Raw genomic sequence first — 24,058 nt, forward strand, 5'->3', positions numbered from 1 at the left:
ACCTTGCCCATTCGCGCGCGGACGCGCGCAGACCCCTCCCCCTACCCCCCTCCCGCAAGGGGAGGGGGGACAAAGGAAGAAGCGGGCTCAAGCTCTTCTGAAAGGTCTCCCATGCAGGCGACGCTGACTGCCCCCGTCCTCGACCGTGCCGAGCCGGCGCCCGATCCCGCCGCCGGGTTCCTGCGCCTCGAAGGCGTCACCAAGCGCTATGCCGGGTTCACCGCCGTCTCCGACCTCTGGCTCGAGGTCAGCCGCGGCAAGCTGCTGGGCCTGCTCGGCCCCTCCGGCTGCGGCAAGACCACGGCGCTGCGCATGATCGCCGGGCTGCTGCCGGCGACCGAGGGCCGGATCGTGGTGGCCGGCGACGACATCACGCAAAGGCCGCCGCACCGGCGCGACATCGGGCTGGTGTTCCAGAACTACGCCCTGTTCCCGCACATGACCGTGGCCGAGAACGTCGCCTTCGGCCTGGACATGCGGCGCGTCGGCAAGGCCGAGGCGCGGGAGCGGGTGGAGCAGGCGCTGGAGATGGTGCGGCTGCCGGGCTACGGCCCGCGCAAGCCGAAGGAGATGTCGGGCGGCCAGCAGCAGCGCGTCGCCCTGGCCCGGGCCCTGGTGATCCGCCCCCGCATCCTGCTGCTGGACGAGCCCTTGTCCAACCTGGACGCCAAGCTGCGCGACGAGATGCGGATCGAGATCCGCGAGATCCAGCAGCGGCTGTCGATCACCACCGTCTTCGTCACCCACGACCAGGTCGAGGCGCTGACCATGTGCGACGTGGTCGGCGTCATGTCGGGCGGCCGGCTGGCGCAGCTGGGCTCGCCGGAGGACATCTACGAGCGCCCGGCGTCGCGCTTCGTGGCCGAGTTCGTCGGCCGCACCAACACCCTGCCCTGCGAGCTCTTGGACCGCCGCCGGCTGCGGCTGGGCGGCGCGGTCTACCGCTGCGCCGCGACCGAGCAGTCGCCCGGCGCCGCCTGGGCCACGGTGCGGCCGCATCGCATCAGCCTGACGCCGCATCGCGACCAGGCCCTGCTGAGCACCGCCACCAACGGCGCCCCCGGCCGGGTGCTGCGCGTCACCTATATCGGCGACCTGGTGCAGTACGACATCGACATCGGCGGGCCCATCCTGAAGGTCGAGGCGCCGACCGCCGGTCATGGGGCCGCCCACCGGCCCGGCGACCGGCTGATGTGCGAATGGTCGCCCGACGACATGCTGGTCTTCCCGGGCTGAGCCATGACCGCCGTCTCCGCCGACCTCGCCCCCGCCGCGACGCCGCGCTCCCGCCGCGGCCGCTTCACCCTGATCGCCGCCGCCCTGCTGGCGCCGATGGCGCTGATCAACCTCGTCGCCTTCGTCTTCCCGGTGCTGCGGCTGGCCCAGATCTCGTTCCAGGAAAGCCGCAGCAGCGGCGTCCTGACCGACGTCTATTCCTTCCGCAACTACATCGGCTTCTTCACCGACAGCTTCAATCTCAGCCTGATCGCGAACTCGCTGGCGATGAGCTTCGCCGTGACCCTGGCGACGCTGGCCTGCGCCTATCCGATCGCGATGTTCCTGCACCGGGCACCGGCGCATTGGCGCAACATCCTGTTCGTGATCACGGTGTCGCCGCTGCTGGTCAGCAGCGTGGTCCGCACCTATGGCTGGATGGTGCTGCTGGGCGACCAGGGGCTGGTGAACGGCGCGCTGCTGTCGCTCGGCCTGGCGCCGCTGCGCCTGGTCAACAACATGACCGGCGTCTTCATCGGCCTGGTCGAGATCCTGATGCCCTACATGGCGCTGTCGCTGATGGCCGGGTTCGGCCGGCTGGAGGCGAGCCATGAGGAGGCGGCGGCCTCGCTCGGCGCCGGCCCCTTCACCCGGTTCCGCCGCATCGTGCTGCCGCTGACCCTGCCCGGGATCGCGCTGGGCTGCCTGCTGTGCTTCGTGCTGGCCATCAGCTCCTTCATCACACCGAAGCTGCTGGGCGGCGGCCGGGTCTTTCTGCTGGCGACCGAGATCTACGACCAGGCGGTGATCCAGCTGCAATGGCCGATGGCAGCGACGATTTCGGTGGTCGTGCTGATCATCTTCGGCGCCGCCCTCGCCGCCTATGCCCGCATCGTCCGGCGTTTCGACTGAAGGAGGGAACCGCCATGGTCGGAACCACGACTCTGCCCTTCAGGCTGCTGGTGCTGCTGCTCTATGCCTTCCTGCTGGCGCCGATCCTGATCGTCGTGCCGCTGTCCTTCAGCAACGACGCCTATCTCACCTTCCCGCCCTCCGCCTGGGGCACGCGCTGGTACGCGGCGCTGGTGCAGAACACCGTGATGATCCGGGCCTTCTGGGTCAGCCTGGGCATCGCGGCGCTGGTCACCGCCCTGTCGCTGGCGGCCGGCATCCCCGCCGCCTACGCGATCCGGCGGTTCCGGTTCCGCGGCAGCGAGGCGCTGATGAGCCTGTTCACGGCGCCGCTGCTGCTGCCCTCGATCGTGCTGGGGCTGGCGATCCTGCTGGTCTTCGTCGACCTCCGCCTGCTCAGCACCTATCCCGGGCTCGTGGCGGCGCATCTGATCGTCACCACCCCCTATGTGATCCGGATCATGGCGACGGCGCTGGCCACCCTGCCGCCGGCGGTGGAGGACGCGGCCGCGACGCTGGGCGCCCCGCCCCTCACCGTGTTCCGCCGGGTCACGCTGCCGCTGATGATGCCGGGCCTGGTCGCCAGCGCAGCGCTCGCCTTCCTGATCTCCTTCGACGAGGTGGTGATCTCGCTGTTCGTCACCGGCCCCGGCATCACCACCCTGCCGGTGGCGATGTTCAACTACGTCGAGAGCCGGACCGACCCGATGATCGCCGCCGTCTCGGTCGTCCTCGTCGCCGCCACCCTTCTCATCATCACCCTGGTCGAGCGCTCGCTCGGCCTGTCGAAGGCGATGGGCAAGTGACCCGCGCCGCCGCTGCCATGGAGTCCCCAGAAAGCATGGATCGTCTCGCCCTCTGGATGTCGCATCCGCACTTCTCGTACGTGGAGATGGCGCATCTCTGCGGCTTCCGCACCCTCGTCATCGATGTCGAGCACGGCACCTTCGACCTGCCGGACCTCGACCGCTTCCTGGCCTTCACCAAGGCCAAAGGCATCTCGGTCCTGGCCAAGGTGCTGGCGCCGACCACCGAGGCGATCCAGCAGGTGCTCGACTTCGGCGCCGACGGCGTGATCATCCCGCATCTGCTCGGGACCGAGCACACCAGGGCGGTGACCGCGGCGGCAAAATTCCCGATGCGCGGCATCCGCAGCTATTCCGGCGGCCGGCCGGCCGGATATGCCCGGCCCAGCAGCAGCTATTTCGACGAGGAGAACCGGCGCACCCGCTGCTACGCCATGATCGAGACCGCCGAGAGCCTGGCCGAGGTCGAGGGCATCCTGGGTCTCGATACGGTCGACGGGCTGTTCCCCGGCCCGTCCGACCTGGCGCTGGCGCGCGGCCGCGGCGCCTATGCCTTCGGCGATGCCGACCGCGCCGACCTGGCCCGCTGCGCCCGCGCCGCGCGGGCCGCCGGCAAGCCCTGGATCATGCCGGCCTGGACCGCGGCGGAGCGCGAATTCGCCCTGGCCGAGGGCGCCGCCCAGCTGGTGGTCGCGACCCAGACCATGGTCGTCCGCCAGGGCCTGGCCGGGACCCTGGACGCGCTGAAGCGCGAAGCCGTGCTCGCCTGATTCACCCTTCTTTTCCGGAGCCCACCCATGAAGATCAGCCTGATCCAGACCAACCCGCAGACCGACCGGGCGGAGAATCTCGGCAACACCAAGGTGCTGATGGAGCAAGCCATCCAGACCGACAATCCCGACCTGCTGGTGCTGCCGGAATATTTCGAGCTGTACGGCGGCAGCACCGCCGACAAGGTGGCGGCGGCCGAGCCGGCGCCGGGCGGCGCCGCCTATGCCATGGCCCAGGGCGTGGCCAAGGCCAACCGCGTCTGGGTCCATGCCGGCAGCATGATGGAGCGCATCCCGGGCGAGAACCGGATCTACAACACCACGGTCGTGTTCGACCGCGACGGGCGCGAGGCCGCCCGCTACCGCAAGATCCACCTGTTCGACATCGTCGCGCCGGACGGCACCGCCTACCGGGAATCGGCGACGGTCCGGCCGGGCGAGGATGTCGTCCTCTACGACCTCGAAGGGCTGAAGGTCGGCTGCGCCATCTGCTACGACATCCGCTTCGCCGAGCTGTTCCTGGCCCTGGCGAAGCAGGGCGCCGACGTCATCGCGCTGCCCGCGGCCTTCACCCTGCAGACCGGCAAGGACCATTGGGAGGTGCTGGCCCGCGCCCGGGCGATCGAGACCCAGGCCTATGTCGCCGCCTGCGGCCAGTGGGGTGCCCATGTCGCGAACGGCGAGAAGCGGCACACCTACGGCCATTCGCTGGTCTGCGACCCCTGGGGCCATGTCGTCGCCCGTGCCTCGGACGGGGTCGGCTTCGTCACGGCGCGGGTCGACCCGGAGCAGATCCGGCGGGCGCGCACCTCGATCCCGATGAACGACCACCGCCGCCTGGCCTGCGCGTGAGGACGCCGATGTACACGATCAACGACATGCCGGCACCGGTGCCGCAGGCCCATCTCGACCTCCTGTCCGGGGTCGAGACCGCCACGGTCGGGCACTGGCGCCTGTTCGGCTTCATGCATCACGGCATCCAGCCGCTGCTGCGCGGCAAGCGGGTGGTCGGCACCGCCGTCACGGTCGCCATACCGGGGCCGGATTCGACCCTGCTGCACCATGCGACCGGCCTGCTGCGGCCGGGCGACATCCTGGTCGTCGACCGGCTCGGCGACGATCGTCATGCCTGCTGGGGCGGCGGCGTCACCGTCGCGGCCAAGGCGGCGGGCGCGGCCGCCGGCATCGTCGACGGGCCCTGCACCGACCTGGCGGAGATCGAGGACTCCGACTTCCCGATCTGGGCCCGCGGCATCTCGCCGATCACCACCCGGCTCTACGACCTCGGCGGCGGCCTCAACATCCCGGTCGCCTGCGGCGGCGTGGTGGTGATGCCCGGCGACGCCATCCTGGCCGACGACAGCGGCGTGCTGGTGCTGCCGCGGGCGGAGGTCGAGGCGGTGGCAAGCGAGGCGCTGCGCCGGCAGGAGGTGGGGCGCGAGCGCGAGCTGACGGTCAGGCACGGCGCCAAGCTGGGCGAGGTGTCGGGGGCGAGCCGCAAGGTGCTCGCCCGCGGCGCCGCCTGACACGGGGCTTTACGCGGGGCTCGCCGGCGCCCTCAATCAGGGTCCCTGCAGATCCTGACCGGGGCGCCGCCGACCCGCCATGAACATACGCTTCCTCGAGACCGCGATCTGGCTGTCGCGCCTGCGCAGTTTCCGGGCCACGGCCGAGCGCCTGAACATCACCCAGGCCGCGATCTCCAGCCGGGTCGCGGCGATGGAGCAGGAGCTGGGCTTCAAGCTGTTCGAGCGCGACGCCCGCGACGTGCGCCTGACCGCCGAGGGCCAGACCTTCGTCGACGGCGCGCAGGAGATCGTGGCGCGGTACCGCGAGCTGGTCTGCAGCCTGGACCCGACCTCGGCGATCAAGGGCGCGGTGCGCATCGGCCTGGTGCCGAGCATGGCCCTGACCCTGCTGCCCGACATCGCCGGCACGCTGCGCCGGCAGTTCCCGAACGTCCGCTTCTCGGTCACCACCGACGCGTCCCACACCATCCTGCAGAAGCTGTCGGACCGGGAGATCGACGTTGCGTTGATCATCCGGCCGGACGAGGCGGACGGCTTCAAGATCCTCGACCTGTGCACCTACGGGATGTTCTGGATCTCCGGCCCTACCCTGCTGCCCCGGCCCGCCGACGAGACGCTGGGGCCGGAGGACATCGCCGCCCACGCCATCATCTCCTACGAGCCCGGGGCCCACAACCACGCCCGGCTGCTCGACTATCTCGCCGGGGCCGGCGACCCGGTGCTGCACTACTCCAACTCGCTGTCGACCACGGTCAGCATGACCATCGCCGGGATCGGCATCGCCGTGCTGCCGCCGGTGGTGATCCAGCGCGAGCTGCGCGAGGGCATCCTGCATGTCCTCCGGGTGCATCCGCCCTTCCCCGCCACCCGCTACGCCGCGGTCCATCTCGACCCGCCGATGTCGCGCCTGCCGTCGCTGGTCGCCGCCATCGCCCGCGACGCGGCCGCCGCCTTCTGCTGCCTCTACGACGCCTCGCTCGCGCATCAGGGCTGAGAAACCGCTTGGAAATGCTACTGGTGCGGCCGTCTGACGGCGGACTCGAAGCTTCCGGTGCTCACGCACCAATGTGCGCTGCGCTCCGGTTCTCGAAACCACCGCCAGCCGACTCACACCAGCGCATTTCCAAACGGTCTCTGAACGCTCCCGCCCCAGCCCGAATCCCGGTACGGTCGGCGGTCTCGGCGGCGGAGGGCTGGACCTCATGGAACAGGATCGTCTCTACCAGGATCCGGACCTGGCCGATTTCTACGATGTCGAGAACGTCTGGTCCGCGGACCAGGATTGCTGCCGGTCGCTGGCCGAGGGATGCGCGTCCGTTCTCGACCTCGGCTGCGGCACCGGCTGGCTGGCCGCGGCGCTGGCGGCCGAGGCGGAGCGCGCGGTGTTCGGCGTCGACCCCGCCGGCGCCATGCTGGACATCGCCCGGGCGCGCCCCGGCGGCGACCGGGTGACCTGGGTCCGGGGCGACGGCCGCAGCGTCCGGCTGGGCCGTCGCTTCGACCTGGTGGTGCTGACCGGCCATGCCTTCCAGGTGTTCCTGACGCCGGAGGACCAGCTGGCGGCCTTGCGCACCATCGCGGCGCATCTGGCGCCGACCGGCCGGTTCATCTTCGACAGCCGCAACCCGGCGGTCGAGGAATGGCGGGAGTGGACGCCGGAGACATCGGCCCACCGGATCGATCATCCCCGCTTCGGCGCCGTGGACGCCTGGAACGACGTCGAGCACAACCCGGCCACGGGCGTCGTGACCTACGGCACCTATTACCGCATCGTCGCCGACGGCCGCCTGCTGTCCTCGCGCTCGCGCATCGCCTTTCCGCCTCGCCCGCAGCTCGAGGCCCTGATCGGCCAAGCCGGGCTGGCGGTCGACACCTGGCTGGGCGACTGGACGGGCGCACCCTGGACGCCGGCTTCCCGCGACCACATCCCGCTCGGGCGGCTGCTGCGGAGCTGAGGCGGCTCAACCCCCCTCTCAGGCGAATGCTGTTGACCGAAACGTCGCCATCAGCACGAGCGCCAGCCCCCCGCCCGACGGATGGGCGGGGGAGACGGTCGTCGCGGAGAAATAGGCCTTTCGCGTCAGGCCGGGGCCAGGGCCTCGTGCCGGGCCAGCAGGTCGCGCAGCTGCGCCATCTCCTCCGGCTTCAGGTCGGTCAATGGCGGGCGCACCGGGCCGGCGGGGCGGCCGACCGCGGCCAGCCCGGCCTTGATGATCGACACCGCATAGCCCTTGCCGCGGTTCCGGATCGCCAGCAGCGGATAGTAGAAGTCGCGCAGCAGCGCGTCGGTCGTCGCCGTGTCGCCGCCGCGCAGCGCCCGGTAGAAGCGCTGCGCCAGCTCCGGCACGAAGTTGAACACCGCCGAGGAATAGGTGGTCACGCCGGCGCTGAAATAGGGCGCGGCGAACACCTCATGCGTCGGCATGCCGCCGATATAGGCCAGGCGGCCGCCCATCCGGCGGGTGATCTCCAGCACCAGGTCGACCTGGCCGTGGCCGTCCTTGAAGCCGACCAGGTTCGGGCAGGCGTCGCACAGCCGGGCGATGGTGTCGGCCTGCAGCACCGCATTGTCGCGGTTGTAGACGATGACGCCGATGCCGACCGCGTCGCACACCGCCTTGACATGGGCGTACAGCCCCGCCTGCTCCGCCGTCATCAGATAGGGCGGCAGCAGCAGGATGCCGTCGGCCCCAGCCGCCTCGGCGCCGCGGGCGATCTCGACCGCGATATGGGTGCCGTAGCCGCAGCCGGAGACGATCGGCGTGACCCCGGCGGCGGCCTTCGCCGCGCGCACCACCTGCGGCACCTCGGCCGGGGTCAGCGAGAAGAACTCGCCGGTGCCGCCGGCGGCGAACAGCACCGCGGCGCCGAAGCCGCCGAGCCAGCCGACATGCGCCTCGTAGCCGGCGCGGTCGAAGCCGTGCCCGGCGTCGAAATGGGTCACGGGGAAGGACAGGAGCCCGGCGGACAGGGCCCCTTTGAGCTGCTGGGGATCCATGATGGCCTCGTTTGATCGGATCAGCGGGTCACGGACCCCGGGTAGAGCTGGCCCACCGCCTCGAGCTGGGCGGCGATGTAGCCGTAGACGAAGGCGAAGGCGACGCCTTCCGGATCGCGGCCGCTGATGGTCGGCACGTGGTCGGGCATCACCATGTAGGGGTAGCCCAGTTCGGCGTAGAGCTTCATCGACCGCCACATGTCCATGTCGCCTTCCTCCGGGAACGTCTCCATGAAGGAAAGCTTGCGGCCGCGGATGTTGCGGAAATGGACGTTGAAGATCTTGCCCCGGCTGCCGAACCAGCGGATCACGTCGTCGATCTCGTTCCTCGGGTCGTCCAGCATCTCGCCGACCGTGCCCTGGCAGAAGTTCAGGCCGTGATAGGGGCTCTCGCGCATCTGCACGAACGTCTTCAGCCCCTCGACCGTGCCCAGCACCCGGGTGACGCCGCGATAGCCGGGCGGGGTGTAGGGGTCGTGCGGATGACAGGCCAGCCGGATCCTGTTCGCCTCGGCGACCGGGATCACACGCTCGAGGAAATAGTCGATGCGCTCCCAGTTCTCGTCCTCGGACAGGGTGCCGACCAGGGTCGGCGGCGCGTCGTGGTCGGCCTTGTCCCAGCGGAAGGAGGCGTTCATCGACCCGCCGCGGCCCGGCTCGTCCGGCGTGCGCGGGATGCCGATGATGTTGAGATTGTACTTGGCGGCCGGGATGCCGGCCCGCGCCAGGTTCTCGATCAGCCGGCAGATCGAATCGATCTGGCGGTCGCGGTCCGGGCCGGCCGACAGGATGTCGGGGCTGTCCGACTGCTCGATCGGGCGGGAGCCGAGCGGCAGCTGCACCATGTCGAGCACCAGGCCGAAGCTCTCGATCTTCTCACGGTGACGCAGCAGCACGTCCAGCGACCAGTCGTGCGGATTGCCGGGCGGATTGTCGTTGAGGTGGCGGACGCCGAGCTGCGCCATGACCCTGAGGTCGTCGTCGTCGCGCACCCCGTTCTGCGTTCCGAGATACATGCCCACACCCTCCCTGCGATCGGCTTGGTTGGCTGAGCTAATATGACATCATATGACTGATGACAAGCCGGAACGCGACGCCACCGGTCAGGATTCGGCGCCGGCCGGCAGCCCGCCCAGGGCGCGGTAGCGGCGCTGGCTCTCGGTCAGGTGATGGCGCATCGCCAGGCGGGCTCCGTCCGGGTCCTGGCGCTCTATCGCCTCGATGATCCGGGCATGCTCGACGATCACCTTGCGCAGGTAGCTGGTCGTCGCCTCGGCCGATTCGCCCAGCCGGCTGCGCGGGATGGTGCGGCGGCCGAGATAGGTCAGGACATCGCTGTAGAAGTGGTTGTTGGTGGCCGCGGCGATCGCCAGATGCAGCCCGAAATCGGCGTCGACGGCGCTGCCGCCGATATCGACGGCGGCGATCATGCGGTCATGCGCCAGCAGGATCTCGGCCTCCTGCCGCGACGACCGGCGCATCGCCGCCAGGCCCGCCGCCTCGATCTCCACGCCCATGCGGAACTCCAGCAGCTCCAGCACCTCCGACAGCCGGGTGAAATCGCCGGACAGCAGGCCTGGCTCGGGCTCCGCCCCGGGCATCACGAACACACCGACCCCCTGGCGCGGCTCGACCAGCCCCTTGGCCCGCAGCTCGGCGATCGCCTCGCGCACCACGGTGCGGCTGACATTGAACTCGTCGATCAGGCGCTGCTCGGTCGGCAGCCTGGCGCCGACCGGCAGCGCGCCGTTGGCGATCCGCTGGCGCAAAGCCTCGGCAACCGCGACGGCCAGCCTCTCGCGGCGCCGCGGCGGCCCAGCTTCGGTTTCGGTTGGGTTCGGCACCGCTCCTCCTGATGGCTTCTTCGTGGGGGCGTGCCCTCCGCCCGTTCGTCAACGGCAGTCACACATTTGACACTTGCGAAGTCAAGATCGGCAATGATAGTCGTCAGACAACAGACATCATATAAACTTAGGGAGGCCCGGACTATGGGAAAGTGGAGTAGAAGGCTGCTGGCCCTGGCCGTCGCGCTGGCGCCGGCCCTTGGTTCCGCCGAGGCCAAGACGCCGGCAGACCAGCTGGTGATCGGCGCGTCGCTGGCGCAGGTGCTGTCACTGGACCCCGGACAGGCCACCGAGTCGGGTTCCTGGATGATCACCTCCAACATCTACGACCGGCTGGTCTCGACCGACCCGAACGACCCGACCAAGCTGGTGCCGCAGCTGGCCGAGAGCTGGGAGGTCGACGGCCGGTCGATCGTCTTCCATCTGCGCGACGCCAAGTTCGCTTCCGGCAACCCGGTGACGGCCGAGGACGCGGCTTGGTCGCTGCGGCGGATGCTGAAGCTGAACCAGGCCGCCGCATCGCTATGGAAGCCCTACGGCTATGACGAGACCAACATCGACAGCTTCCTCGAGGTGATCGACCCGAAGACCTTCCGCCTGAAGCTGCCGGAAGGCACGATCGCCGAGTTCGTGCTGTTCGCCCTGTCGGGCAACAACGGCGCCGTGATCGACAAGGTCGAGGCCACCAAGCACGAGGCCAACAACGACTTCGGCAACGGTTGGCTGCGTGCCAACTCGGCCGGGTCCGGCCCGTTCGTGCTGCGCCGCTGGTCGCCGAACGAGATCATCCTGATGGACCGCAACGACGCCTTCTGGGGCGGCGCGCCGGCGATGAAGCGGGTGGTGCTGCGCCATGTCGCGGAAAGCCAGGTGCAGCGCCTGCTGCTGGAGCGCGGCGACATCGACGTGGCGACCGCGCTCGCCGCCTCCGACATCACCGCCTTCGACGGCAAGCCCGGCTTCGTCACCCAGCGGGTGCCGACCGGCGGCTTCTACGTGCTGGCGATGAACACGAAGAACCAGTACCTGGCCAACCCGGATGTCCGCCGCGCCATCGCCTGGGGCCTGGACTATGCCGGCATGCAGAAGACGATCATGGGCCCCTACGGCCGCGTCCGCCAGGTGCCGGTGCCGGAGAACTATCCGACCGCCCTGCCCGATCCCGGCTATACGCTGGACGTCGCCAAGGCCAAGGAGTTGCTGGCCAAGGCAGGGTTCCCGGACGGCTTCCCGCTGACCCTGAAGACGATCGCCGAGACCCCGCGCGTCGACCTGGCCACCGCCATCCAGGCCTCGCTGGCCCAGATCGGCATCAAGGTCTCGATCGAGCAGGGCAACGGCAGCCAGATCATCGCCGCCCATCGCGGCCGGGAGTTCGACCTGCTGATGCCGCTGACCGGCGGCGGCAACATGGCCGACCCGATCGGATCGCTGCAGAACTTCACCTACAATCCGGACAACGGCCCGAACGGCAATTCCGGCTACTTCACCTGGCGCTCCGCCTGGGACATCCCGGAGCTGACCAAGCTGACGGTCGAGGCCCGCGGCGAGGAGGACCGCGCCAAGCGCGAGATCCTCTACACCGAGATCCAGAAGCAGTTCCTGGCCAGCGGCCCGGCCATCCTGCCGATGTTCGAGCGGTTCGCGCCGGTGGTGGTGTCGGCCGATGTCGAGGACTTCGTCGGCCAGGGGTTCCGCGGCGTCCGGCTGGATATCGTCAAGAAGAAGGCCGAGTGACCCATGCGTCCAAGCCCGCATTTCTCACCCTCCTTGCGCCCTGCGTCGCCTTGCGGTGAGTCGAATGAGGGCGCGGGCCGCGAAGAGCGTATCGGGCCATACGGTCGAGCGGCCCGCGCCCGCAGGCGGCCGCCGCAAGACGACCCTTCGGGCCATCGCCACAGGCCGGCAGGGTGCGTCGAACGGCTTGCGCGATGTACCACATCGCGCGGCGCCGCTCTCCTGCCCTGCCGGCCTGTGGCGATGGCGCAGGGCACAACGAGGGTGAGAAATGCGGGCTACCGACGAGGGCTGATATGAACCGCGACCTGCCGCTCAAGCTGCTGCGCCGCGTCTTCGGCCTGGCGCTCAGTCTTTTCGTCCTCTTGTGCCTCACCTTCGTGATCGGGCGGCTGATGCCGTCCGATCCGGTGGGCGCCATCGTCGGCGAGCTGGCGGACCCGCAGGCCTATGCGGCGATGCGGGCCAAGATGGGCCTCGACCTGCCGATCCCGCAGCAGTTCTGGGTCTATCTGACGAACCTGCTGCACGGCGACCTGGGCACCGCGGTGCTGACCGGCAACCCGGTCGTGTCGGACCTCGCCGCCGCCTTCCCGGCGACGCTGGAGCTGGCGACGCTGGCCATCATTCTCAGCGTCGTCGTCGGTGTGCCGCTGGGCCTGCTGGCGGCGCTGTACCGTGACACGCTCCTGGACCAGATCGCCCGGGTGGTGGCCTTGCTGGGCCATTCCCTGCCGGTGTTCTGGTTCGGCATCGTCGGGCTGATCGTGTTCTATGCCGGGCTGCAATGGGTCGGCGGGCCGGGCCGGATCGACGTGTTCTACGAGGGCATCGTCGAGCCGCGCACCGGCGCCATCCTGATCGACAGCCTGCTGGCCGGCGAGAACGAGATCTTCTGGAACGCGCTCAGCCACCTGATCCTGCCGGCCGGCATCCTGGCCTATGCCGCGATGGCCTATATCGTCCGCATGACCCGCAGCTTCACGCTGGAGCAGCTGGGCCAGGACTACATCATCGCCGCCCGGGCCAAGGGCCTGCGGCTGCCGGCCGTGGTCTGGGGCCACATCCTGCCGAACATCGCGGTGCAGCTGGTCACCATCCTGGCGATCTCCTACGGCCATCTGCTGGAGGGGGCGGTGCTGGTGGAGATCGTGTTCTCCTGGCCCGGCATCGGCCAGTACATGACCAATGCGCTGATGATCGGCGACATGAACGCCATCCTGGCCTGCACCCTTCTGATCGGCCTGATCTTCATGATCCTCAACCTCTTCGCCGACGCCGCCTACCTGGCGCTCGACCCCCGCACACGGGAGGCCCGCTGATGTCGATGCAGGCGGAACAGCCGATGGCACCGGCCGCGGCGGAACCGGCGGCCGGCGGCGCCTGGTCGGCCCAGATCCGGCGCTTCCGGCGCGAGAAGCTGGGCATGGCCGGGCTGGCCGTGATCGGCCTGCTGGTCGTGGTCGCGATCCTGGCGCCCTGGATCGCGCCCTACGATCCGACGGTGCAGAACCTGAACAACGTGCTGCAGCGGCCGGACTGGGTGCATCTCGCCGGCACCGACGAGCTCGGCCGCGACATCTTCAGCCGGCTGGTCTGGGGCAGCCGGATCACGCTGCAGATCGTCGGCACGGTGACGCTGATCATCGGGCCGATCGGCCTCCTGATCGGCGTCGTCGCCGGCTATTGCGGCGGGCGGGTCGACGCCGTGCTGATGCGGGCCACCGATATCGTCCTGTCCTTCCCCTCGCTGGTGCTGGCGCTGGCCTTCGCCGCGGCGCTCGGCGCCGGGCTCGGCACCGCTATCGTCGCCATCTCGCTGACCGCCTGGCCGTCGATCGCCCGGCTGGCACGGGCGGAGACCCTGGTGGTGCGGCAGGCCGAGTACATCGCCGCGGCCCGCCTCTACGGCGCCTCGCATCTGCGCCTGATCGGCCTCTATGTGATGCCGATGTGCATCCCGTCGGTGATCGTCCGCCTGACCCTGTCGATGGCCGGCGTGATCCTGACCGCGGCGGGCCTCGGCTTCCTCGGCCTCGGCGCCCAGCCGCCGGCGCCGGAATGGGGGGCGATGATCTCCAGCGGCCGCAAGTTCATGCTCGACGCCTGGTGGGTCTCGGTGATGCCCGGCCTGGCGATCCTGGCGACCAGCCTGGCCTTCAACCTGCTGGGCGACGCCCTGCGCGACGTGCTGGATCCCCGCCATGCCCGCTGATGCTCTGAACGACGGGCCGATGCTGCAGGTCGACAACCTGTCCGTCACCTTCGGCCACGGCGCCTATGCCACCCGGGCGGTCCGCGACGTCGGCTTCTCGCTGGGCCGCGAGCGGCTGGGGATCGTCGGCGAATCCGGCTCCGGCAAGTCGACGGCCGGGCGCGCCATCATGCGGCTGCAGCCCAAGGGCGCGCAGGTACAGGCCGACGCCCTGCGCTTCGCCGGCCGCGACCTCCTGTCCCTGTCCGAGCGCGAGCTGACCCGGATCCGCGGCCGCGACATGGCCCTGATCCTGCAGGACCCGCGCTATTCGCTGAACCCGGTGAAGCCGATCGGGGCGCAGATCGCGGAATCCGCGCGGGTTCATCTGAAGCTGGGGTCGCGGGCGGCGCGCAAGGCGGCGCTGGAGATGCTGGGCCATGTCCGGATCCGCGATCCGGAGCGGACCATGGCGCTGTACCCGCACGAGATCTCGGGCGGCATGGGCCAGCGCGCGATGATCGCCATGATGCTGCTGAACAAGCCGAAGCTGGTGATCGCCGACGAGCCGACCTCGGCGCTGGACGTCAGCGTGCGCCAGGACGTGCTGACCCTGCTGGACGGGCTGGTGCGGGAGAACGGCTCCGGCCTGATCCTGATCAGCCACGACATCCGCATGGTGGCGCGGTTCTGCGACCGTATCCTGGTGATGTATGCCGGCCGCGTGGTCGAGGAGCTGCGCTCGCTCGACGAGGCCGCGCATCCCTACACGCGGGGCCTGATCGCCTCGATGCCCGGCTTCGACGGCCCGCGCCCGAAGCGGCTGCCGGTGATCGACCGGGCCCGCCTCGCCGCCTTCGAGGAGGCCGCCCGATGACCGCGCCCTACTCCGACGCGATGGTCCGGGTCGCGGATCTCGACGTCCGCTTCCAGTCCCGCCGCGGCACGGCGCATGCGGTGAAGGGCGTCTCCTTCGCGGTCGAGCCCGGCGGCGCGCTGGGCATCGTCGGCGAATCCGGCTGCGGCAAGTCGACGGTGCTGCGCTCCCTCGCCGGGCTGGAACAGCGCTGGACCGGCCGGATCGAGCTGGCCGGGAAGCCGGTCGGTCCGAAGCGCGGCCGCGACGAGCTGGCCCGGGTGCAGATGGTGTTCCAGGACCCCTACGGGTCGCTGCATCCGCGGCACAGCATCGGCCGCGCTTTGGCCGAGCCGCTGATCGCCATGGGCCTGCCCGACCCGTGGGACCATGTGTCCGGCGCCCTGGCGCGGGTGGGCCTGCCGGCGCGCTTCGCCGACCGCTATCCGCACCAGCTGTCGGGCGGCCAGCGCCAGCGCGTCGCCATCGCCCGGGCGCTGGCCCTGCGGCCGCCGATCGTGCTGCTGGACGAACCGACCTCCGCCCTCGACGTGTCGGTCCAGGCGGAGGTGCTGAACCTGCTGATGGCCCTGCGCGAGGAGCACCGGCTGACCTATGTCTTCGTCAGCCATGACCTCGCCGTGGTCGGCCAGATGTGCGACCGGGTGCTGGTGATGAAGGACGGCGCGGTGGTCGAGGAGCTGCCGGCCGACGCGCTGCGCGCCCGCAGCGTCGAGGCGCCCTACACGCGCGAGCTGATCGCGAACAGCTTCCTGTGACTGGTCAGAGACCGTTTGGAAATGCGCTGGCGTGAGTCGGCTGGCGGTGGTTTCGAGAACCGGCGCGCAGCGGACGTTATAGTCCGTGAGTACCGGAAGCGGAGAAACCGCCGTCAGACGGCCGCGCCAGTAGCATTTCCATGCGGTCTCTCAGGCGGCTGGCGCCTCGCCATAAGCCTCGCTGGCCGCCAGCAGCTCCTGCGTGTAGGGGTGCGCGGGCGTGCCGGCGCGCAGCGTGGCCGCGTCGAAGCCGTCGACGATGCGGCCGCCCTGCATCACCGCGATGCGATGGCACATATGGGCGACCACGGCGAGGTCGTGGCTGACCAGGATGTAGGTCAGGCCCCGCTGCGCCCGCAGGTCCATCAGCAGGTTCAGGATCTCGGCCTGCACCGAGACGTCGAGGGCGGAGGTCGGCTCGTCCAGCAGCAGCACCTCCGGCTGCAGCATCAGGGCGCGGGCGATCGCCACGCGCTGGCGCTGGCCGCCGGAGAGCTGGTGCGGATAGCGGAAGGCTGCCGTACGGGGCAGCCCGACCGAGTCCAGCGCCGCGCCGACGGCATCCGCGGGCGGGGCCATCCCCTGGTTGCGCAGCGGCTCCAGCAGCTGGGCCTGGATGGTCTGGCGCGGATGCAGCGACCCGTAGGGGTCCTGGAACACCATCTGCACGCGCTTGAAGAAGCCGCGCGGGCGGTCCGGCGGCAGCGCGGCGCCGTCGAGCAGCACCTCCCCGCCATAGTCGGTGTTCAACCCGGCCAAGGCGCGCAGCACCGTCGACTTGCCGCAGCCGGATTCGCCGACCAGGCCGAAGGTCTCGCCCGCCGCGACGGCGAAGGAGACGCCGGCCACCGCCGGCGGGGCGTCGGCGGCGAAGCGCACGACGAGATCGCGAACCTCGATCATCGGGCACTCCCTGTCGCAGCGAGCCAGGCCGGGTCGCGGCGCAGCACCGGCAGCCGGTCCTGGGCGCGGTGGATCGAGGGCAGCGAGGCCAGCAGCCCGCGGGTGTAGGGATGCTCGGCCCGGTCGAGGTCGGCGGCGCGCAGCGTCTCCATCACCCGTCCGGCATACATGATCACCACCCGGTCGCAGAAGCGGCGGACCAGGTTGAGGTCGTGGCTGATCAGGATCAGGCCGAGGCCGCGGCTCTCGATCAGCTCGTCGAGCAGATGCAGCACCTCGAGCCGCACGGTGACGTCGAGCGCCGAGGTCGGCTCGTCGGCGATAACCACGTCCGGGCCGGCGATCAGCATCATCGCGATCATGACGCGCTGGCCCATGCCGCCCGAGATCTCGTGCGGGTAGAGCCGCGCGACGCGGGCGGGGTCGCGGATCTTCACCGCCTCCAGGATCGCCAGGGTGCGCTCGCGCGCCTCGCGGGCCGGTCCCTTGTGGTGCAGCCGCCAGGCCTCGGCGATCTGCTCGCCGACCGGTACGACCGGGTTCAGCGAGTATTTCGGGTCCTGCAGGATCAGCCCCATGCGCCGGCCGCGCAGATCCATCATCTGCCGCTCGCTCGCCGCCAGCAGGTCGGTGTCGCGGAAGGCCATGCGGTCGGCCGTGACCCGGGCACCCGGCGGCAGCAGCCGCATCAGGGCGCGGCCGACGGTCGACTTGCCGGCCCCGGATTCGCCGACGATGCCGAGCTTCTCGCGCCCGAGGGTGAAGGACACGCCGCGCACCACCGGCACGGCGGCGGCACCGCGGCCGAAGGCGATGCCGAGATTGCGGACCTCGATCAGGGGGTTGCTCATTCGCCGGACCTCGGGTCGAGCACGTCGCGCAGCGCGTCGCCGGCCAGGTTGAAGGCCAGGCTGACCACGGCGATGGCGATGCCGGGCGCGGTGATCACCCAGGGGCAGTCGATCATGAATTCGCGGCCGGTGGAGACCATGGCGCCCCATTCCGGCAGCGGCGGCTGCGCGCCGAGGCCGAGGAAGCCGAGACCGGCGGCGGTCAGGATGATGCCGGCCATGTTCAGGGTCAGGCGGACGACCAGCGAGGGCAGGCACATCGGCAGGATGTGGCGGGTGATGATGCGGGTCTTCGACGCCCCTTGCAGCCGCACCGCGGCGATGAAGTCGGCCTTCCGCAGGCTCAGCGCCTCGGCCCGCGCCAGCCGCGCCATGGGCGGCCAGGCGGTCAGGGCGATGGCGATGATGGCGTTGGTGATGCCGGGGCCGAGCGCCGCGGCGAAGCCCAGCGCCAGCACCAGGCCGGGGAAGGACAGGAAGATGTCGGTGACCCGCATCAGCACCTCGTCCGCCCAGCCGCCGAGATAGCCGGCGCAGGCGCCGATCAGGAGGCCGATCGGGGCGACGATGACGGTGACCAGCAGGATGATGTAGATCGTCGTCCGGGCGCCGTAGACGACCCGGGCGAAGACGTCGCGCCCGAACTCGTCGGTGCCGAACCAGTGCGCCGCCGAGGGCGGCTGCAGCCGGTTCACCATGTCCTGCGCGATCGGGTCGTAGGAGGTCAGCCAGGGCGCGGCGATGGCCGCGACGACCAGCAGCAGGATGACGCCGAGGCCGGCGAGGCCGAGCGGATGCGTGGCGAAGCGCCGCCAGCCGCGATAGAGCTGCTGCATCGCCGACTGGAAGACGGTGCGCGGCGCGTCCGTCTTCAGCCAGGCGCGCAGCCCGCCTTGAGGGGCACTGAGGGTGGCGGTCATCGGGTGCGCGGGTCCAGGATGCGGTAGAGGCGGTCGGAGATGATGTTGATGGCGAGGAAGACGACGCCGATCAGCAGCACCGCGCCCATCACCACGTTCATGTCGTTCATCTTCAGCCCCCGGGTGAGGTACTGGCCGAGGCCGGGCCAGCCGAACACCGTCTCGATCAGCACCGCGCCGTCGAGCAGCCCGCCGAAGGTGAGCGCGAGGACGGTGAGGAGCTGGACGCGGATGTTCTTGAAGGCGTGGGCCCAGATCATCCGCCGCCGCGACACGCCCTTGGCCCGGGCGGAGACGATGTATTCCTGGCCCAGCTGCTCCAGCATGAAGCTGCGGGTCATGCGGCTGATATAGGCGACCGAGTAGTAGCCGAGGATCGCGCCGGGCAGGATGATGTGGTCGAGCGCGTCACGGAACACGTCCCATTCGCCCTGCAGCGCCGTGTCGAGCAGCAGGAGCCCGGTGATCGGCGGCACCAGCCCCTCGTTCAGGATGTCGATCCGACCGGAGGCCGCGACCCATTGCAGCTTGGCGTAGAACACGATCAGCGCGATCAGGCCGAGCCAGAAGATCGGCACGGAATGGCCGGCCAGGCCGATCACCCGCGCCACATGATCAATGGGTTTGCCGCGGTTGACCGCGGCGACGACGCCGAGCGGCACCCCGACCAGCGTGCCGCAGAGGATGGCGACGAGGGCGAGCTCGATCGTCGCCGGGAAGACGCTGAGCAGGTCGGCCGAGACCGGCTGGCCGGTGGTCAGCGACCGGCCCATGTCGCCGGTCGCCACCCGGCCGACATAGGACAGGAACTGCCGCCACACCGGCTGGTCGAGGCCGAGCTCCTGGTAGACCCAGTCATAGGTCGCCTTGTCGACCTCCGACCCCGTCACCGCCAGCACCGGGTCGGCCGGCAGGAGGCGCCCCATGGAGAAGGTCAGCAGCATCAGCCCGACCAAGGTGACGACGACCGACAGGGTGCGGCCCGACAGGCGCCGCGCGCGCAGGAAGCGCGCGGGCCGGTTGAAGGTGTCGACCGTCGTCATCGGCGCCTCAGTTCTTCTTGACGTCGTGCCAGCGCGTCGACCAGGTCGGGTTGCCGGCATAGCCGGTGATCCCCTGGCGGATGACATAGGGGTCGGTGCGCTGCAGCACGATCACCAGCGACGGCACCATCTCCTTGAACTTCCGGTCGATCTCGGTGAACAGCTGCGCCCGCTTGGCCGGATCGGTCTCGCTCTTCGACTGGGTGACCAGCTGGGTTAGCTCCGGTGCGTCCAGCGCCGTGCGCCACAGGTAATAGCCGCCGAGCTTCGCCTCGTCCCGGTTGTCCGGGTTGTAGGCGTATTGCACCAGCGTGCCGAACGGGTCGGGCAGCCGCGTGCCGGAATTGCCGACCAGCACCTGATAGCGGCGGGCGCGGAAATCCGGCGTGTGCTCGCCCGGCACCACCTCGAACTCGACCCCGGCCTTCTTGGCGCTGGCCTGCAGCGCCACCGCCATCTTCAGGAGCGCGTCGCCCGACGGGTACAGCGTCTTCTTCAGCCCTTCCGGATAGCCGGCCTCGGCCAGCAGCTTCTTGGCCAGCTCGGGGTTGTATTCATAGCCGGTCGGCTCGCCCGTCGGGGCGCCGGGCATCCCCCTCGGGATGATCGACTGCCAGGGGAAGCCGTTGAAGTTCATCGTGGTCTCGGCCAGCGGCTTCCAGTCGAGGATGTGCTGGAAGGCCTCGCGCACTTTCGGCTTGGCCAGGTCCGGGTCCTGCGTGTTCATGGCGATGTAGTAGAAGCCCAGGCCCGGCCCGGGATCGACCGTCGCGCCCTTGGCCTTCAGCGCCTCGATGTCGCTGTTGGCCATGTACTGGCCGATATCGATGTCGCCGGCCTCGACCTGCAGCCGCAGGTTGCCCGACTCCGGCACGTGCCGCATGACCACGCGCTTCATCGCCGGCGCGCCGCCCCAATAGTCCGCCCGCGCGTCGCACAGCAGGATGTCGTTCGGCCGCCACGTCGTCAGCTTGTAGGGGCCGCTGCCGGCGCTGTTGGCCTTCAGCCAGTTCTGGGCCAGGTCGCCGTTCTGCTCGTGCTGCAGCGCCGTCTTCTTGTCGATGATGCCGAGCGAGGCGCCGGCCAGCGAATAGAGAACAAGGTCGGTCGACACCGGCTGCGGCAGGCTGATGACGAGCGTCCGCTCGTCCTTGGCCTGGACCAGCTGGTCGACATTGTCCTTGGTGAAGCCCCAGAGGGCGATGTCGGTCGATCCGACCTGCCCCATCTTGACCACGCGCTGGATGGTCCAGGCCGCGTCCTCCGCCGTCACCGGATTGCCGGAGGAGAAGGTTGCGCCCTGGCGCAGCGTCATGGTGATGGCGCGCTTGTCGTCGGAGACGGTCCAGCTCTCGGCCAGCATCGGCCGGATCGTCTGGAGGTCGTCAGGCGTCACCATCACGAGGTTGTCGTAGAGGTTCGAGATGATCTCGGAGACCGTGCGCGCGTTGATCGCCGCCGGGTCGAGCGAGGGCACGGCGCTGAGCTGCGTGCCGATGACCAGCGCATTGGCCGGCGACGCCGCCTGGGCGCCGGACACGCCGAAGGCGAGCGCCAGGGCCGCGGTCGCGGCCAGTAGGGACAGTCTCATTCTCGTCCTCCCCTGTTGGGCGAATGCCCGCTGTTCTTGCTTGCTTACGGAAACGCGCTCGATCCGTCGGGGCGGCGGCCGACGCGCCGCTCCCAGTGGATGTAGCCGTCGGTCTTCAGCACCTCCTCGTCGATCTCGACGCCCCAGCCCGGCCGGTCGGGGCGCAGCTCGAGATATCCCTCGCGCGGGAGATACGGGTCCTTGACGTACCAGGCGCCGGCCGAGGCATCGGCCTTCGCCCCGCCGCCGCTCGCCTCGCCCCCGGCTTGGAACGTGTAGTTCGGGCCGTGCGGCAGCCGGTATTCGAGGATGCGGAAATTCGGCTGGGCGGCGGAGAAATGCAGGTTCACCGCCGTGGCCAGCGGCCCCATCGGGTTGTGCGGCGCGACGGTGACGTAATGCGCTTCGGCGATCGCCGCGATCTTGCGCATCTCCAGCAGGCCGCCGACGACGCAGATGTCGGGCTGGATGATGTCCGCCCCGCGATGGGAGAGGAGGCGCAGGAATTCGAAGCGGCTGTACAGCGACTCGCCGGTCGCCAGGGTGCAGGCCATCTGCCGCTTGATGTCGCCCCAGACCTCGACATTCTCGGGCCGGATCGGCTCCTCGAAGAACAGCGGGTCGTAGGGGGCGAGCGCGTTGCCGAGCTGCACCGCCTGGTGCGGCTCGAAGATGCGGGCATGGGCGTCGAAGGCGATCTCGTAGTCGCTGCGCACCGTCTCCCGCAGCGAGCGGAAATAGTCGGCGCTGGTGCGCACCACCTCGCCCCAGCGGTTCTCGTAGATGTTGATGCGGTAGGGGCTGAGCTTGAAAGCGGTCAGGCCCCAATTCTCGTTCAGCCGGTCGAATTCCTCGCGCGCGGCCGGCGCGTCGGGGGCGGTGTAGACGCCGGCATAGACCCGCACGCGGTCGCGGGCGTTGCCGCCGAGCAGCATGTAGACCGGGACGCCGAGCGCCTTGGCCGAGATGTCCCACAGGCAGTGGTCGATCGCCGAGATCGCCGCCAGCGTCAGCGCGCCGGGCGGGAAGCGCGTCTGCTGCATCAGGTACTGGACGATGTACTCGATGCGGCGCGGGTCCTGCCCTTGCAGGAAGGTGAACAGGTACTCCAGCAGCGGCGCCAGCGCCCGGTCGGGCCCGTGATTGTAGCACTCGCCCCAGCCGGTGAGGCCGTCATCGGTGTCGATGGCCACGAGCAGACGCGGGCGGTCCTTGTCGCGCGTCATGTAGGTCCGCAGACGGTCGATCTTCACGCCGCCACTCCTCCCCGCCCCTGTCGATGGCCGTCCCGAAAGGACGGAATGCCGGCCGCCGGGCTCCGGCCGCGCCTCACGGCTAGACTTAACCTCATGAGACCTGATATATCAAGTCTCAAGAAATCGCCGGCGCCGGAAGCCGCCGGATGCAACGAGAGGACCGCGTGCACCGCCCCCTGCCATCGCTCGATCCGAACATGCTGAAGGGGCTGCGCGACCACGTTCACGAGCAGCTTCGCCAGGCCATCATCTCCGGCCAGCTGCCGACCGGGTCGCTGCTGAACGAACGGCAGGCGGCGGCGGAGCTGGGCGTCAGCACCACGCCGGTGAAGGAGGCGCTGCGCCGGCTGGAGCTGGAAGGGCTGGTGCGGACCGAGCCGCGCCGCGGCATCCGCATCACCTTCGACGCCGCCCAGGCCGAGGAGATGGCGCTGGCGCGCGCGGCGCTGGAGAGCATGATCGCGCGCCAGGCGGCCACGCGGATCACGGATCAGGAGATCGGCGAGCTGCGCGCGGTCGGCGAGAGCATGCGCCAGGCCACGGCGGCGGGCGTTGTGCGCCGGCTGATCACGCTGAACGAGACCTTCCACGAGACCATCCACGCCGCCTCGGGCTGCCGCTACCTGCAGCGCCTGCTGGCCGGGCAGCTGGTCTACGACAAGGCCGCCCGCCGCTTCCTGCTCGGCGACCAGGAGGAGCGCGAGCGCGCCCTGGGCGAGCATCTGAGCATCCTCGCGGCCCTCGAGGCGCGGGACCCCGACGCGGCCGAACGGGCGATGCGCGACCACATCGTGCGGTCGGGCCGGCAACATGTGCAGACGGCGTTCGCGCGCCGGAAGGAGTAGCTGAGAATGGACAACCAGAACGGCCTGCGGCGCGCGCTGTGCGGCATCTCGGGCGTGCATGCGACCGCCTATGCGGCCGAGGGCGGCGTCGACGCGGATCTCACCGGCCGCATCGTCGAGCGCATCGTCGCCGGCGGCATCCCCAACGTCGTCGCCGCCGGCAACACCGGCGAGTTCTATGCCCTGTCGCCGGACGAGGTGCGGCTGGTGCACGACACCGCCGTGGCCGCCGCCCGGGGCCGCAGCAACGTCGTCGCCGCCGTCGGCCGGTCGCTGACCGAGGCGATCGCGCTGGGCCGGCGGGCCAAGGAGGCCGGGGCAAACGCGATCATGTCGCACCAGCCGCTCGACCCCTTCGCCGCGCCGCAGGCGCAGGCCGCCTATTTCCGGGCGATCGCGGATGCGGTCGACCTGCCGCTGGTCGCCTATGTCCGGTCCGACGCCATGGGCCTGGCCGACCTGCTCTCGGTTGCCAACCACCCCAATGTCGTCGGCGTCAAATTCGCCACCACCAACCTGATGCTGCTGGCCGAATGCGTGCGGTCGAGCGACGAAGGCACCGCCGTTTGGGTCTGCGGCCTGGCCGAGGGCTGGGCGGCGCCCTTCTACGCCCTCGGCGCCCGCGGCTTCACCTCCGGCCTGGTCAATGTCGATCCGGCCCGGTCGCTGGCGATCCATGCGGCGCTGGAGTCGGGTGACTATGCCAAGGCCCGTGCCCTGGTCAGCGAGATCGCCCGCTTCGAGACCCTGCGCACCCGCTACGGCAACGGCGCCAACGTCACCGTGGTCAAGGAGGCGCTGGGCCTGCTCGGCTTCCCCGCCGGCGCGGTGCGTCTGCCGGGCCTGCCGGCCCTCGACCCTGCGGATCGGGAGACGCTCGAACGCGAGGTGTCGCGCTGGAGGCTCTGAGGCGGCTCGACTCCCCCTCACCTTCCCATCGCGGCATTCACACATCGCTCTTTTTGAGTCCCCCCTCCCCTCGCGGGAGGGGGATAGGGGGAGGGGGTTC

General features: G+C 70.1%; 24 protein-coding genes. 15 read left to right on the plus strand and 9 right to left on the minus strand.

Annotated elements, in window-relative coordinates:
- Window positions 1–111 precede the first annotated feature (111 nt).
- From ACFW16_RS33265 to ACFW16_RS33300, 8 genes are all read left to right on the plus strand, one after another.
- Entirely contained in the window at window positions 112–1,236 is a 1,125-nt protein-coding gene (locus ACFW16_RS33265) for an ABC transporter ATP-binding protein (RefSeq protein WP_380313368.1), read from the plus strand.
- A gap of 3 nt (window positions 1,237–1,239) precedes the next feature.
- Window positions 1,240–2,127 carry an ABC transporter permease gene (locus ACFW16_RS33270; protein ID WP_380313369.1) on the plus strand — a complete coding sequence of 296 codons (888 nt, stop codon included), beginning with the start codon at window positions 1,240–1,242 and terminating at the stop codon, window positions 2,125–2,127.
- A 14-nt stretch (window positions 2,128–2,141) separates the two neighbouring features.
- Entirely contained in the window at window positions 2,142–2,933 is a 792-nt protein-coding gene (locus tag ACFW16_RS33275) for an ABC transporter permease (RefSeq protein ID WP_380313370.1), read from the plus strand.
- Window positions 2,934–2,968: 35 nt separating this feature from the next.
- Window positions 2,969–3,703, plus strand: a complete 735-nt coding sequence (locus ACFW16_RS33280; protein ID WP_380313371.1) for an aldolase/citrate lyase family protein — start codon at window positions 2,969–2,971, stop codon at window positions 3,701–3,703.
- Window positions 3,704–3,730: 27 nt separating this feature from the next.
- A complete protein-coding gene (locus ACFW16_RS33285; protein ID WP_380313372.1) occupies window positions 3,731–4,555 on the plus strand; it encodes a carbon-nitrogen hydrolase family protein in 825 nt (274 codons plus the stop codon).
- A gap of 8 nt (window positions 4,556–4,563) precedes the next feature.
- Window positions 4,564–5,229: an RraA family protein gene (locus ACFW16_RS33290; RefSeq protein WP_380313373.1), complete on the plus strand. Its 666-nt coding sequence runs from the start codon at window positions 4,564–4,566 to the stop codon at window positions 5,227–5,229.
- Between the two features lie 79 nt (window positions 5,230–5,308).
- On the plus strand, window positions 5,309–6,226 hold the full coding sequence (locus tag ACFW16_RS33295) for a LysR family transcriptional regulator (RefSeq protein ID WP_380313374.1): 918 nt from the start codon (window positions 5,309–5,311) through the stop codon (window positions 6,224–6,226).
- Between the two features lie 208 nt (window positions 6,227–6,434).
- The gene (locus ACFW16_RS33300; protein ID WP_380313375.1) at window positions 6,435–7,187 is read left to right on the plus strand and encodes a class I SAM-dependent methyltransferase; all 753 of its coding nucleotides are present in this window, start codon (window positions 6,435–6,437) and stop codon (window positions 7,185–7,187) included.
- 125 nt (window positions 7,188–7,312) lie between these two features.
- Here the strand turns inward: ACFW16_RS33300 and kdgD are convergent, their stop codons facing one another.
- The 3 genes from kdgD to ACFW16_RS33315 all read right to left on the minus strand — a co-directional run bounded on the left by kdgD (window position 7,313) and on the right by ACFW16_RS33315 (window position 10,074).
- Window positions 7,313–8,230 carry a 5-dehydro-4-deoxyglucarate dehydratase gene (kdgD, locus tag ACFW16_RS33305; protein WP_380313376.1) on the minus strand — a complete coding sequence of 306 codons (918 nt, stop codon included), beginning with the start codon at window positions 8,228–8,230 and terminating at the stop codon, window positions 7,313–7,315.
- Window positions 8,231–8,250: 20 nt separating this feature from the next.
- Complete coding sequence (locus ACFW16_RS33310; protein WP_380313377.1) at window positions 8,251–9,246, minus strand: mannonate dehydratase; 996 nt, start codon at window positions 9,244–9,246, stop codon at window positions 8,251–8,253.
- An 87-nt stretch (window positions 9,247–9,333) separates the two neighbouring features.
- On the minus strand, window positions 9,334–10,074 hold the full coding sequence (locus ACFW16_RS33315; protein WP_380313378.1) for a FadR/GntR family transcriptional regulator: 741 nt from the start codon (window positions 10,072–10,074) through the stop codon (window positions 9,334–9,336).
- 144 nt (window positions 10,075–10,218) lie between these two features.
- Here ACFW16_RS33315 and ACFW16_RS33320 point away from each other — a divergent pair, with 144 nt between their 5' ends.
- The 5 genes from ACFW16_RS33320 to ACFW16_RS33340 all read left to right on the plus strand — a co-directional run bounded on the left by ACFW16_RS33320 (window position 10,219) and on the right by ACFW16_RS33340 (window position 15,640).
- The gene (locus ACFW16_RS33320; protein WP_380313379.1) at window positions 10,219–11,811 is read left to right on the plus strand and encodes an ABC transporter substrate-binding protein; all 1,593 of its coding nucleotides are present in this window, start codon (window positions 10,219–10,221) and stop codon (window positions 11,809–11,811) included.
- A 296-nt stretch (window positions 11,812–12,107) separates the two neighbouring features.
- A complete protein-coding gene (locus ACFW16_RS33325) occupies window positions 12,108–13,133 on the plus strand; it encodes an ABC transporter permease (protein ID WP_380313380.1) in 1,026 nt (341 codons plus the stop codon).
- Complete coding sequence (locus ACFW16_RS33330; RefSeq protein WP_380313382.1) at window positions 13,133–14,026, plus strand: ABC transporter permease; 894 nt, start codon at window positions 13,133–13,135, stop codon at window positions 14,024–14,026. Before ACFW16_RS33325 ends, ACFW16_RS33330 begins: the two co-directional genes overlap by 1 nt.
- Window positions 14,016–14,882: an ABC transporter ATP-binding protein gene (locus ACFW16_RS33335; RefSeq protein ID WP_380313383.1), complete on the plus strand. Its 867-nt coding sequence runs from the start codon at window positions 14,016–14,018 to the stop codon at window positions 14,880–14,882. Before ACFW16_RS33330 ends, ACFW16_RS33335 begins: the two co-directional genes overlap by 11 nt.
- Window positions 14,879–15,640 (plus strand): ABC transporter ATP-binding protein, encoded by a 762-nt coding sequence (locus ACFW16_RS33340; RefSeq protein WP_380313384.1) that lies wholly within the window; start codon window positions 14,879–14,881, stop codon window positions 15,638–15,640. The genes ACFW16_RS33335 and ACFW16_RS33340 overlap by 4 nt, the downstream gene beginning before the upstream one ends.
- A 150-nt stretch (window positions 15,641–15,790) precedes the next feature.
- On the opposite strand, the gene ACFW16_RS33345 is transcribed toward ACFW16_RS33340, so the two are convergent.
- The 6 genes from ACFW16_RS33345 to ACFW16_RS33370 are packed head-to-tail and all read right to left on the minus strand — an operon-like array spanning window position 15,791 to window position 22,201.
- Window positions 15,791–16,543 (minus strand): ABC transporter ATP-binding protein, encoded by a 753-nt coding sequence (locus ACFW16_RS33345; protein WP_380313385.1) that lies wholly within the window; start codon window positions 16,541–16,543, stop codon window positions 15,791–15,793.
- Entirely contained in the window at window positions 16,540–17,394 is an 855-nt protein-coding gene (locus ACFW16_RS33350; RefSeq protein ID WP_380313386.1) for an ABC transporter ATP-binding protein, read from the minus strand. Before ACFW16_RS33350 ends, ACFW16_RS33345 begins: the two co-directional genes overlap by 4 nt.
- Window positions 17,391–18,314 carry a nickel transporter permease gene (nikC, locus tag ACFW16_RS33355; protein ID WP_380313387.1) on the minus strand — a complete coding sequence of 308 codons (924 nt, stop codon included), beginning with the start codon at window positions 18,312–18,314 and terminating at the stop codon, window positions 17,391–17,393. The genes ACFW16_RS33350 and nikC overlap by 4 nt, the downstream gene beginning before the upstream one ends.
- Complete coding sequence (locus tag ACFW16_RS33360) at window positions 18,311–19,357, minus strand: ABC transporter permease (protein WP_380313388.1); 1,047 nt, start codon at window positions 19,355–19,357, stop codon at window positions 18,311–18,313. The genes nikC and ACFW16_RS33360 overlap by 4 nt, the downstream gene beginning before the upstream one ends.
- 7 nt (window positions 19,358–19,364) lie before the next feature.
- On the minus strand, window positions 19,365–20,948 hold the full coding sequence (locus tag ACFW16_RS33365) for an ABC transporter substrate-binding protein (RefSeq protein WP_380313389.1): 1,584 nt from the start codon (window positions 20,946–20,948) through the stop codon (window positions 19,365–19,367).
- 44 nt (window positions 20,949–20,992) lie between these two features.
- Complete coding sequence (locus ACFW16_RS33370) at window positions 20,993–22,201, minus strand: mandelate racemase/muconate lactonizing enzyme family protein (RefSeq protein ID WP_034830985.1); 1,209 nt, start codon at window positions 22,199–22,201, stop codon at window positions 20,993–20,995.
- A gap of 167 nt (window positions 22,202–22,368) precedes the next feature.
- On the opposite strand from ACFW16_RS33370, the gene ACFW16_RS33375 reads away from it, so the two are divergent.
- Together ACFW16_RS33375 and ACFW16_RS33380 are read left to right on the plus strand one after the other, a co-directional pair.
- A complete protein-coding gene (locus ACFW16_RS33375; protein ID WP_380313390.1) occupies window positions 22,369–23,049 on the plus strand; it encodes a GntR family transcriptional regulator in 681 nt (226 codons plus the stop codon).
- A 6-nt stretch (window positions 23,050–23,055) separates the two neighbouring features.
- Window positions 23,056–23,958 (plus strand): dihydrodipicolinate synthase family protein, encoded by a 903-nt coding sequence (locus ACFW16_RS33380; protein WP_380313391.1) that lies wholly within the window; start codon window positions 23,056–23,058, stop codon window positions 23,956–23,958.
- Window positions 23,959–24,058 lie beyond the last annotated feature (100 nt).

The sequence above is a fragment of the Inquilinus sp. NPDC058860 genome, assembly GCF_042743185.1.
Classification (GTDB): Bacteria; Pseudomonadota; Alphaproteobacteria; order DSM-16000; family Inquilinaceae; genus Inquilinus.